Source organism: Litchfieldia sinesaloumensis, assembly GCF_900156865.1.
In the GTDB taxonomy this organism is placed as follows: Bacteria; Bacillota; Bacilli; order Bacillales; family Bacillaceae_L; genus Ferdinandcohnia; species Ferdinandcohnia sinesaloumensis.
Map to the genome: position 1 here is coordinate 762527 of NZ_LT732529.1, position 12369 is coordinate 774895.

Consider the following 12369-nt stretch of genomic DNA (forward strand, 5'->3'; position numbering starts at 1 on the left):
CTGAATTATATTTTAATACAATATGATATAAAGGGGGGAAATCGTATGAGTTTACTTGGATTAGTAAATATCGTATTGATGGTCTTATTACTATTGTTATTATTTTATATGCAAAAGAAACATGTTTCTTTCTCAAAACGAGTATTTGCTGCTCTTGGCTTAGGGATTGCCTTTGGTCTTATCCTACAACTTATTTACGGAGCTGACTCTGTAGTCCTATCGGAGTCTATTAGTTGGTACAATATCGTGGGTAATGGGTATGTGAAGTTTCTACAAATGATTGTTATGCCACTTGTGTTTATTTCAATTGTATCCGCTTTTACAAAAATGAAGTTAGCGAATAACATTGGAAAGATTAGTGTTCTAATTTTAGGTATTTTAGTTGGCACAACCGCCATTTCAGCATTGGTAGGAATTGGAACGACAGTTGCTTTTGATTTAGAAGCATTCCAAATTGAAGCTGGTGAGGCTGAACAGGCACGAGGTGAAGCACTTGACCAACGATCTGCGGATCTACAAGGGAAATCATTCCCTGATCAAATTTTAGATCTATTGCCAGCTAACCCATTCCTAGATTTCACTGGCGCCCGTTCAACATCAACGATTGCTGTCGTTATATTTGCTGCGTTTATTGGAATCGCATTTCTCGGAGTTCGTCGTAAAGACCCAGAAAATGCGGAAATGTTCTCGAAGATAATTGATGCGGTATACTCCATTATCATGCGTGTTGTAACATTAATATTACGCTTAACTCCATACGGGGTGCTTGCGATAATGACACGTGTCACAGCAACGAGTGATTATGGAGCAATCTATAAACTTGGAAAATTCGTCGTAGCGTCTTATGTTGCATTATTGATTGTGTTTGGAATCCATCTATTGTTACTATCTTTCGCTGGATTAAACCCAATCACTTATCTTAAAAAGGTATTCCCAGTTCTAACTTTTGCATTCACATCACGTACGAGTGCAGGGACTTTGCCACTTAACATTAAGGCACAAACGAAAGATTTAGGAGTTCCAGAGGGAATTGCAAACTTTGCTGGTTCATTTGGACTTTCTATTGGCCAGAACGGTTGTGCTGGAGTGTATCCGGCAATGTTAGCAGTCATGATAGCGCCAACAGTAGGTATTAATCCTCTCAACCCAACATTTATTCTAACGGTAGTAGCGATAGTTGCTATAAGCTCATTTGGAGTTGCTGGAGTAGGTGGTGGAGCAACCTTTGCTGCCATTCTCGTATTGTCGGCACTTGATCTACCAGTTGCATTAGCTGGTTTGTTAATTTCAGTTGAACCACTTATTGACATGGGCCGTACAGCTCTTAATGTAAGTGGAAGTATGACAGCCGGAGTTCTTACAAGTAAAATAACAAAAGATCTCGACACTGAAACATATGCAAACCCAACACAACAACTAGGTGCATAATAAGATGTGAATATGAAAATAAGACCCGTAGTTTGGGTCTTATTTTTGTGTATAATATTGGTAATTAAAAATTGGGGTTTGGAGATGATGACTTGAATATCCAATTTGACCATGTGGTGCATTATGTACAAGACCCTCTTGAGGCTATGACTGCTTTTCAATTAATGGGTTTTCATCCTGTGAAAGGTGGAAGTCACGACACATGGGGGACGTATAATACTTTATGCTATTTTAAAAATCTATCTTATATAGAATGGATTGGGATTAGCAAGCTAGACGTAATAAAGGAAGGGAGTCATCCATTTAGTCGTCATATATACGAAGACTATCAACTAGGAGAAGGTTTTTCACAAATTGCCTTTCGAACAAACTCTATCATTGAAACAATGAAAGAACTCTCGCAAAAAGGGATTAAAACACTTGGGCCATTTCCAGGTTCACGCAAACAATCAGATGGAACACTGCTGGAATGGTCCATGCTCTTTATCGAACAGAAGGACCCGATGCCATTTTTTATTGAGTGGGGAGAGGATGATAGCAATAGAGAAGATAACCTTATCTCAAAGGGGATTTTTATCCCTGACAACAAAGCCATAACTTATATTTACTACTCAGTAAGTAATCCGGGGATAGTGGCAAATTTATGGGCAGATTTATTTAATGGAACCGTTCAAAACTCTGTTCTTCCTGGTACTCAGCAAAATGCAATGAAGGTTCATCTTGGTTCAATTGATGTGTTTTTCAGCGATGAACATCAACCTAGAGGAGAAGGACCTTACTTGGTAGGAATAGAACCTGGCGAAGGAAAAGTAAAATCCCTACATGGCGGAAAATATCGAGTCTAAATGAAAAAGAACCAACCGTTAATACACGGTTGGTTCTTCCTTGTTTTGGGCGAAAGTTAACTTTCTACATAATTATTCATTGCCGCGGTAGATTTGAAAATCTTAAACAACGAAAGCCCTACCTCTCTTTCGTCCTTTCGGCTCCGAAGCCGGTCCAGTGTGAATAAGTCTTTCTCAAATGTAAAAGATAAAACGAATATCTATATATAATAAAAATTATGTGTTAAAGTTTATAGGGAACAATTTTTTATTATATTATAGTTCATACATATTGTCAAATTACGGGGTGCTTGTCGATGTTTAGACGGATTATTAAAAAGAGACTATTGCTGATTTATTTTTTGGCAAGCCTAATTTGGATAACTCTTTCAGAATATGTAATTGATAAGTTTCCTACAAATTATGGAGACTACATCCAGGTTGGAAAAGGGCTTGTTTTCGTTGTTTTTACTACAGCTCTTATCTACCTAATAATTAAAAAAGATGAAGCGTACATAAAGGCTTTGGAAGAGCAGAAGGAATTGTCGACCCTTATTAATGCTATGCCTGACTTTGTCTGTTTTAAGGATGGAGAGGGGAGATGGATCCGAGTTAATGAGTTTGGAAAAGATCTTTACCAACTTCATGGTAAACCGTATAAAAATAAAACAGATAAAGAACTTGCAGAAATGTTGCCTTTTTTTAAAGAGCCGTTTTTAGGTTGTGTTTATTCTGATGAGGAAACGTGGGCTAAAGGAATAACGACTCGTGTTGAGGAATCATTTCCTGTTCCGAGTGGAGAAATGAAAACTTTTGATGTAATCAAAGTTCCATTGTTTGATGATGAAGGGAATCGGACTGGGCTTGTGACGATAGGTCGTGATATTTCGAAATTAAAGGCTGCTGAGGAAATGGCTTTAAGAAGGGAAAAACTCTCTGTGGTAGGGGAGTTGGCGGCTGGAATTGCTCATGAAATTCGTAATCCACTTACAACAATTAAAGGCTTCGTCCAATTACAAAAGGAACAAAACAACTCGACCTCACACATATCAGATATCATCCTCTCTGAACTTGACCGGATAAATCAAATTGTAAGTGAGTTGCTCGTATTTTCAAAACCACAAAGTAAAATACTCAAGGAATTTGAAGTAAATGAACTGATTGAATATGTGATTAAGCTTACTTCTCATGAAGCTACCCTTCATAATGTCGAGCTCATCGTTGAAAATCATGCCGCGAAATCCATTCTATATGGAGATATGAATGAGTTAATTCAAGTGTTTGTGAACGTGATTAAAAACTCAATTGATGCTATGCCAGATGGCGGAAAGGCGAAGATCCGTACTAGAGTTGTAAAAGATAAGGTACAAATTGAAGCAATTGACTTAGGAGTGGGGATACCAAAGGAACGACTCGAGAAAATTGGCGAGCCATTTTTTACATTAAAAGAAAAAGGAATGGGTCTTGGTCTCACCATGAGCAATAAAATCATTCAAGACCATGGAGGTACATTTAAAATAAAAAGTAAGGTTGGATTCGGAACAAAGGTTATCATAACGTTACCGATGAAGAAATAAGCTTTTACTTAGAAATGTACAACTAAATAATGCAATAGAAATAGGCAGTCTGTAAATACTGCCTATTTCTTTATTAACTACTTTATTTCATTGAATTATTGGGCCTGCTTATAGGAAGCATTAAATTCTTTGACCATGTTATCTCCGCCTTGTTCTTTCCATTTCTTTATTTGGTCTTCAAATCCAGCTTCATCAATATCTCCGAGTATATAATTGTAGGTAGCATCTTTCATAATAGTTGTTAATCTTTCCCCATCTTTATTAAAAGTTTCTGAATCCAGGGCCACTGTTGGATCCTTCATTAAGTAGTTCTCATTATCTTTAAAAAGCTGTTCTGCTTTTTCTCTTGTTTCATAATCGAAGTTACCTTCAAATCTACCGTTTGTTTCAGGTTCCCCAACCTCTAATGTTTGATAAGGAATAATCTCTGTATTTATCTTAGTTTGGTCATCGTTAGGGATTGCTTTACCATCTACAACCTCGTAGTGTTCACCTTCAATACCCCAGAATAGTAGATTGGCAATTTCGGGATCCATTAACTTATCAAAGAATCCTAGAATCTGCTTCAATTCTTCTTCTGTTTTTACAGAAGACTTAGGGAATAAATAGGGATGGTTAAATCCTGGTATGGACCAAATCGCAAATCCCCCATGTGGACCTTCTATTTTATTTTGAACATCAAGAACCATATTTGGATTTAATTGAACACCATCTGTAAACAATCCTTGAACATCACACATACAACCAATATAAGCTCCAGCTGTTCCATTTTTTATCATGGCTTGTTGATCTGTTTTACTTGTAATAGGAAAGTCCTGGTTGATGTATCCCTTTTGATGTAACTCTTTCATAAAATCCATCGTTTGTTTATACTCAGGAAAAGTAAATGCAGGTTGTAACTCCCCATCTTTCATTCCCCATTCGTTTGGTGTACCAAACCAGGATGACATTGTTTTAAATGCTCCAAAATTTAAATCCTCTCGATCTGCCAACCCGATTGTGTCATCTTTTCCATTACCATCGGGATCGTCTTCTGTAAATGCCCTTAACATTTCATATAATTCATCTACATTCGTTGGAGTAGAAATTCCTAATTTATCTGCCCAATCTTTACGATAAATAAGACCTTGACGAGCAAGAGGGCGACCTTGATAGAGAGCATACAATTTTCCGTCAACCATCGTGTTTTCCAATACATCATCCTTAAGCTTTGATAGATTTTCAAATTCATCAAGAAACGGTCCTATTTCCCAAAATTGGCCATCACGAATGGCTTGTTTGAATGGACCTTCCATTGAAATATTTGCAACGTCTGGTAGATTTTCAGTCGCAAATGCAGAGTTCATTTTATCTACATAGTTGTTTGCTGGTATCCATTGGATATTAAGTTGAACTCCTGTTTTCTCCTCGATTAATTCTTCAAGTTTAGGGTCTGGTGTTTCTGCTGAATGAAGAGGTGTCATGATTGTGATTTCTACAGGTTTGTTTCCTTTATCCCCATTTTGTTTTTTACTTGTAGTATCATCACTGCAAGCTGATAAGACTAATAAACTAGATAAAAGTATGAATCCTATAAATGATAACCTTCTCCTATGAACCATTTAATCACTCCTTGGTGTAATTTGTATTCGCTTTCATTCTAGTGAACTCTGCAGGTATCGTATATAATCATTTTCTCATTTTTACTTTAGGGTAAACGAGAAAGAAAGGATTAAAAATGTTTAATGCGAACAAAAATGTGTTATATATTGATAGATTGTTTGAGGTGATTTCTCTTAATGTTTAGACAATTCTCTCCCTAGGTAAATATATTGATTTCTTGTTTCTGCTCATATAGGATAAGAATTGTGTGTTTATGTTAAGTTAAAAAGTGGGGAATTTAGATGTCTGTCATTAACATATCGAAAGTTCTTAATAATAATGTCGTCATTGCTGACCATTCCGATTATGGGGAGGTCGTTATCATTGGTAAGGGCATCGGCTTTAACCGAAAGCAGAAAGAGGAGCTTAATGCAGAAAGCGTAGAAAAGCTTTTCGTCCTAAAAAATGAGAAAGTACAAACGAACTATATTAAAATCCTTCCATATTTAGAGGATAATTTGCAAAAAGTGATCATTACCGCTATCGAGTTAATAAAAAGTAGAACGGTTACATCTTTGAATGAGCATATTCATGTAGCCTTAACCGATCACTTAATGTATACGGTTGCTCGAGTTTCACAGGGGATGGAAGTCCGTAATCCCTTTTTAATAGAAACGAAAACATTGTATCCTAATGAATACGATATCGCCTTAGAAGTAATAGACATTTTTAAGAAAGAATGTAATATACAATTGCCTGAGGGAGAAGCGGGATTTATCGCCCTTCACATACACAGTGCAATCACCAATAAAGATTTATCAGAAGTCAATCAGCATTCTCAACTTATGACAAAATTGGTTCATTTGGTAGAAAATCAGTTGAAAATAGAGATTGATAAGCAAAGTATTGATTATATGAGACTGGTACGGCATTTGAGATTTGTCATTGAACGAGTAAAATCGGGGGAGAAAGTAGAAGAACCAGAAAAAATTACTGCACTCTTGAAAGAAGAATATCCTTTGTGTTATAATCTCTCGTGGAAACTCATTAAGGTAATACAGCAAACGTTGAAGAAACCAGTTTTTGACGCAGAAGCTGTCTATATTACGATGCATCTGCAAAGGCTTCAAAAGAAATTTAAATAGTATACATTGTTTTAACGTGTTACTGATTCGATCAGGCATGAGTAAAGAGAATGATTAAGTGAGGCAAACAGGATACATTTCCTTTTTCGAATGGAAGTAGTACTCTTGTTAGTTTTTCTTAATTATTTGTTTACTCATGCCTTTTTATGTTTTGCGATTATTACTAGATGAGGTTAATATTAGGAGGTTTTGAACGTGTTTAAAAAAATTTTTGGTGTCCTGCAAAAAATCGGTAAAGCGCTTATGTTACCTGTAGCTCTATTACCAGCAGCGGGTCTCTTACTAGGGATAGGTAACGCTATGCAGCAAGAAACGCTACTTCAATATCTTCCGTTCCTGGGATCGGATGGAATGCAGCTTGTTGCATCAGTTATGGAGGATGCAGGTGGAATCATATTTAGTAATCTAGCACTACTCTTTGCTGTCGGGGTAGCGATAGGATTAGCAGGTGATGGTGCAGCAGCACTTGCAGCTTTGGTTGGTTATTTGGTTCTAAATCAAGTAATGAGTTCATGGCGGGGGATTACGCCTGAGATGCTTTCTGATAATCCAGCATTTGCGTCTGTTTTAGGAATTCCAACCTTACAAACGGGTGTATTTGGAGGAATTATTGTTGGTCTTATTGCAGCATTTGCATATAATCGCTTTCATGCAATCGAGATGCCATCATTCCTTGGATTCTTTGCCGGTAAACGATTTGTTCCAATCGCAACTGCCGCATTTTCATTTGTAGCGGGCCTTTTATTATTATTTATCTGGCCACCGGTACAAGAGGCAATGAATAGCGCTTCTCTTTGGCTGATAGAAGAAGGTACTTATTTTGCTGTCTTTTTCTTTGGATTTATAAAAAGATTGTTAATTCCGTTTGGCTTACATCATATCTTCCATGCTCCGTTCTGGTACGAATTCGGTTCTTATACAACAGCTACGGGGCAAATTGTTAGAGGGGATATGACAATTTTCTTTGCACAATTGAAAGATGGAGTGGAAATTACTGCTGGTAACTTTATGGCTGGTGAATTTCCTATTATGATGTTTGGTTTACCGGCAGCTGCTCTTGCGATGTACCATGCTGCACGTCCGGAGAATAAAAAACTTGTAGCTGGTTTATTAGGTTCGGGTGCCCTAACATCATTTTTAACGGGTATTACAGAGCCACTTGAATTTTCATTTATGTTTGTGTCTCCGTTATTATTTTTATTACATGCCATTCTAGATGGATTGTCTTTTGTCTTAATGACATTTTTGAGTGTTAATATTGGCTACACCTTCTCAGGTGGAGGGATTGACTTTTTCTTATTTGGAATTTTACCAGGTAAAGAACCTTGGTGGATTGCAATACTTGTAGGTATCGTTTTTGCTGTTATTTATTATTTTGTTTTCCGATTTGCGATACGAAAGTTTAATTTGCTGACACCTGGACGTGAAGCAAAAGCCGAAGAAGATAATAAAGGTGAAGCTTCTGACCTAGCTTTTAATATTTTAAACGCAATGGGTGGACAAGAAAATATTTCTCATCTTGATGCATGTATCACTCGACTACGTGTATCTGTAAATGATATTAAAAATGTCGATAAGGACGAACTAAAGAAACTAGGTGCAGCAGGTGTGCTTGAAGTGGGTAATAATATACAAGCTATCTTTGGACCACGTTCTGAAACAATTAAAGGTCAAATGTTAGATGTGATGGGTGGAAAAAAACCACGTGAAGTAAAAGCGAAAGAAACAAAAGAGAATAATACAAATCAATTAAATAATGAAAAACATAGTGTTGATCATTTTATCTCTCCGATTAAAGGTGAAATAAAACCAATTACCGAAGTTCCTGATGCAGTCTTTTCTGGAAAAATGATGGGCGATGGCTTTGCCATTGTACCAACTGAAGGAACAATTGCTTCTCCTGTCGATGGAAAAGTAATAAATCTGTTCCCAACAAAGCATGCAATTGGAATTCTTTCTGATTCTGGTCGTGAAATCCTCATTCATGTTGGAATTGATACAGTTCATCTTAAAGGACAAGGTTTTGAAACGTTTGTAAGTGAAGGCGATACGGTTAAAAAAGGCGATTCACTTATAAAAGTTGATCTAGACTACATTGCAAAAAATGCAACGTCAATTATTACACCAATCGTATTTACAAACCTAGTAGAAGGAGAAAGAGTTGTTCTTAACAAGGAAGGGAACATTAATCTTTCTGAAGAAAGCATAATAGAAATTACAAAGGAATAATGACCAAAACAGACAGACTCTATAATGGGTCTGTCTGTTTTTAGTTTAGGCATAGTTGATATGCTTCTTTTTCATCCAATCCCAACTTACAAATAGTAGAAATCAACGAAAATATATGTTGGAAAATAGCTACACTTTTGATAAATTAAAATAGTCACACAATTATTATTTTATAAGCGGGAGGCACATATGTCTGCAAAAGCGAATGCTCTAAAAATCAAAGAGAACATAGGGAAAGTCATCATTGGAAAGGAAGATGTGATCGAACTCGTACTAAATTCCCTTATTAATAATGGACATATATTACTAGAAAGTGTTCCGGGTACTGGTAAAACCATGCTCGCAAAGAGTTTTGCGAAGTCAATTAGTGGAGATTTTAAGCGTATCCAATTCACCCCGGACGTCCTTCCTAGTGATATAACTGGGATTCAATTTTTCAATCCAAAAGTACAGGAATTCCAATTGCGTCCTGGTCCAGTTATGACGAATATTCTCTTAGCTGATGAAATTAACCGAGCGACACCTCGTACTCAATCTAGTTTACTAGAGGTAATGGAGGAGCGCCAGGTAACAATTGATGGTGAAACATTAAAACTACCTTCGCCATTTGTTGTTATTGCTACTCAAAACCCAATCGAATCACAACAAGGAACTTTTCAACTACCAGAGGCACAAATGGATCGATTCTTTATACAAATTGATCTCGGCTATCCAAGCTTTGTAGAGGAAAAGCAAATGATGAGAACGTATAGAAAAAGTAATCCAATCGAAGGTATCTTAGAGGTTCTCTCAAAGGAAGAAATTCAAGAGATGCAAGTCCAAGTGCAGAATGTAAGTCTATCTGAAGATGTTGAAGATTATTTGCTACGAATCGTCCATGAGACCAGAAAACATCCTGATGTTGAAGTGGGCGTTAGTCCGAGGGGGACTCTAGCTCTTATGAAGGCTGCACAAGGAAAGGCTTATTTGGAAGGCCGAATGTTTGTAACGCCTGAGGACATAAAATTTATGGCTCCATATGTGATTTCGCATCGTTTAGTTCTTACAATGGAAGGCTCCTTAAAAAAGACGAATCGTCAGGTTATTCTAGAATTGCTTGGGGCGGTATCCGTACCAGTTGAAGCTGGAGCGGTGAGGTAATGAACTGGAAACGGCAACTATCAATCGGGAATGAATTGTCGTTCTTGGCCTTACTTTCTTCTGCCTTTATTTTTACTGGTATTCTTTCGCAAATATTCTTACTTGTGTTTGTTGGGGCATTGTTTCTCCTATTTGTGTTTTTGAATAACTTTTATTTGAAGCATGTTGGTGAACAAATCATTGTTTCAATTGATAAGGAAACTGTTAAGCTCTTTCAAGGTGAAGATAATAATTTTTCACTTACGTTGAGCCAAGAAGGTTTCTTACCAATTATCAACGGAGAGATTAGAGTGACCATTGATCATGTAATAGGCTTCCAAAATGAAAGAATTAAATTAGAATCAGAGCAAATTGAGCTTACTTTACCTATCACTCTTTTGGCAAAACAAGCACATACCACAAAACTACCATTTCAAGGTAAGCAAAGGGGAGTTGCCAAAATCCGTGGACTAGAGCTGAGAATTCCACATTTATTTGGCTTTGGAGAGGCGTATTTACAATACACAAAACCAGTGGACTACGAAACAATTATTTATCCATCACCACAGACTGTTGGAGGGATTGAAAAAATAGTTCCGAAAAATCAAGGTGAGTATCCCATTCAAAGTTCATATTTTGAAGATTTGACCTCTATTGTCGGTACGAGGGGATATGTTCCAACAGATTCATTTAATCGGGTACATTGGAAAGCGAGCGCACGTACGAATCAACTGCAAACAAAGGTTTTTGATAAAACGGCCCAGTTTTCTTGGACAATAATCATTAATGTTCGTGAACGAAAACTAGAGCATTATTTAAGTGGGTTAACCTTTTTATTAGAATTGGCAACCCTAAAGAATATTCCGTTTGAAGTGTTTGTCAATGTAAGAAGGGCACAAAAAACGCCATATATTCATCTTCCACTTGGATCAGGTAAAGAACATTTAGCAAAAGCATTGGAATTGATTGCTAGACTTAGTAAGCATAGTGTAACGATTCCATATCACCACATGATCCACGCAATTGATAGGCAACAGAAGCTATCACCTTATGTGATTATGGTGGGTGAAATGAAGGAAGATGAACAGCTGATTCTTAAAAGTTTCGGCAGGAAAGGTGTAGATTGTTTTAACGTTATTGAGGATGAGGAGTCTATTTATCTACAAAAGGCATCTTTTACTATGAGAAGGGAGGATTCTCATGCGATATAGTAAACCGTTGCTTACGTCGTACCAATATGTTATGGAGATGATTCTTCTCTATATTGTGTGGATACTGCTCTACATTCATACTGAGATACTACCGCCAATCCTCCCTTTTCTATTAATTGCTGGTGTAGGGGCTGCTGTAATTGCATTTTTATTATCAATTCTTAAATCAAATACACCTTATCTATTTATTATGTTAGTCGCGCCTCTACTGGCTCTATTAAGCAGTTTAATGGGGCTATCTTTCGGGCAAAGCCTAATGATTGCAGCTATTGTATGTTACCGGGTCATTCGTTATTTCTATAGAAGCCCCAAGCTATCAGAAGCTATGGTCCTAAATGTAAGCATAATTACTGGTGGAATTGTTTATTTTGCTGCCAGTGTACAAGGGTATATCCACAATGATCTCGTATTATATTTACTAGTGACACAATTGCTATTTTTTATGATTGGAAAGATGGCAATCAGTGTGAGTGAAAGTTCTCTCGTTTTAAAGAATATAAGAACGAAAAATAACTCTTGGTCAGTGGTTGGCCTTTTTAGTGGATTATTGATTGCTGCGTTCGCTATTGCGATTATTTTTCCATTCGTGTTTGTCAGGGCCTTATCCTTTATTTCGTCCTTGATTGGTACCGGCATGTATTATCTTTCAAAACCTTTTTTTAATGCAGTTGATGATTTTGAAGCGGCGGGGAAGATGCAGGGGGAAAAAGTCGAACCTTTGGATGGGCTGGAATCAGCAAATAATAATTCATTCTCGGAGCTAGCAGGAGATGCGAATGTTTTGTTCTACCTTTCGATTTTCGGACTCCTTATTCTAGTAGCAATACTCTTTTTATTGGCAAAAAAAAGAGTAGTAAAAGAGGTAGCTATTGTGGGAGAAGGCTATCAATACACTACAACCACTGAAAGTGCCTCACATACAGCGTCAAAGTGGAGTAAACCGAAAAAACTAACGCCTCAAGCCAAGGTACGAAAGCTTATTCATGAGCTAGAGCTACTTTCTGCTAAACACGGACTTGGTCGTTATCATCATGAGAGTATAACGGAATGGTTGGGACGAAACCACTTTCTTGAACATCGTCTGGTCGATCTCTATGAGCGGGTAAGATATGGGGATGAGGAATTAACAGAACAGGAAAACGAAGCTTGTGAAGAAATCGTTAAGCAAGTAAAAATGAAAATCAAAAGTGTAAAGAAGAGCAAATAAAGAACCTGTCATAGGGTACAGGTTCTTTTTTTAGGTAATATTTTCAGT

At 37.0% G+C, this 12369-nt stretch carries 9 protein-coding genes; 8 read left to right on the forward strand and 1 reads right to left on the reverse strand.

Translation table 11 applies throughout. From position 1 onward, the window contains the following. Positions 1–45: 45 nt before the first annotated feature. From CZ490_RS03740 to CZ490_RS03750, 3 genes are all read left to right on the forward strand, one after another. The gene (locus tag CZ490_RS03740) at positions 46–1428 is read left to right on the forward strand and encodes an L-cystine transporter (protein WP_077617625.1); all 1383 of its coding nucleotides are present in this window, start codon (positions 46–48) and stop codon (positions 1426–1428) included. A 92-nt stretch (positions 1429–1520) separates the two neighbouring features. Beyond that, on the forward strand, positions 1521–2273 hold the full coding sequence (locus CZ490_RS03745) for a VOC family protein (RefSeq protein WP_077617626.1): 753 nt from the start codon (positions 1521–1523) through the stop codon (positions 2271–2273). A gap of 296 nt (positions 2274–2569) precedes the next feature. After that, a complete protein-coding gene (locus CZ490_RS03750; RefSeq protein WP_077617627.1) occupies positions 2570–3829 on the forward strand; it encodes an ATP-binding protein in 1260 nt (419 codons plus the stop codon). 95 nt (positions 3830–3924) lie between these two features. Here CZ490_RS03750 and CZ490_RS03755 read toward each other — a convergent pair whose 3' ends face one another. After that, positions 3925–5430, reverse strand: a complete 1506-nt coding sequence (locus CZ490_RS03755) for an extracellular solute-binding protein (protein ID WP_077617628.1) — start codon at positions 5428–5430, stop codon at positions 3925–3927. A gap of 282 nt (positions 5431–5712) precedes the next feature. Here CZ490_RS03755 and glcT point away from each other — a divergent pair, with 282 nt between their 5' ends. From glcT to CZ490_RS03780, 5 genes are all read left to right on the forward strand, one after another. Continuing rightward, positions 5713–6555 carry a glucose PTS transporter transcription antiterminator GlcT gene (gene glcT, locus CZ490_RS03760; RefSeq protein WP_077617629.1) on the forward strand — a complete coding sequence of 281 codons (843 nt, stop codon included), beginning with the start codon at positions 5713–5715 and terminating at the stop codon, positions 6553–6555. A 195-nt stretch (positions 6556–6750) separates the two neighbouring features. After that, positions 6751–8784: a glucose-specific PTS transporter subunit IIBC gene (gene ptsG, locus CZ490_RS03765; protein ID WP_077617630.1), complete on the forward strand. Its 2034-nt coding sequence runs from the start codon at positions 6751–6753 to the stop codon at positions 8782–8784. Between the two features lie 189 nt (positions 8785–8973). Then, positions 8974–9924: an AAA family ATPase gene (locus CZ490_RS03770; protein WP_077617631.1), complete on the forward strand. Its 951-nt coding sequence runs from the start codon at positions 8974–8976 to the stop codon at positions 9922–9924. Continuing rightward, a complete protein-coding gene (locus CZ490_RS03775; RefSeq protein ID WP_077617632.1) occupies positions 9924–11114 on the forward strand; it encodes a DUF58 domain-containing protein in 1191 nt (396 codons plus the stop codon). The genes CZ490_RS03770 and CZ490_RS03775 overlap by 1 nt, the downstream gene beginning before the upstream one ends. Continuing rightward, positions 11104–12321, forward strand: a complete 1218-nt coding sequence (locus CZ490_RS03780; RefSeq protein WP_077617633.1) for a DUF4129 domain-containing protein — start codon at positions 11104–11106, stop codon at positions 12319–12321. The genes CZ490_RS03775 and CZ490_RS03780 overlap by 11 nt, the downstream gene beginning before the upstream one ends. Positions 12322–12369: the final 48 nt, after the last annotated feature.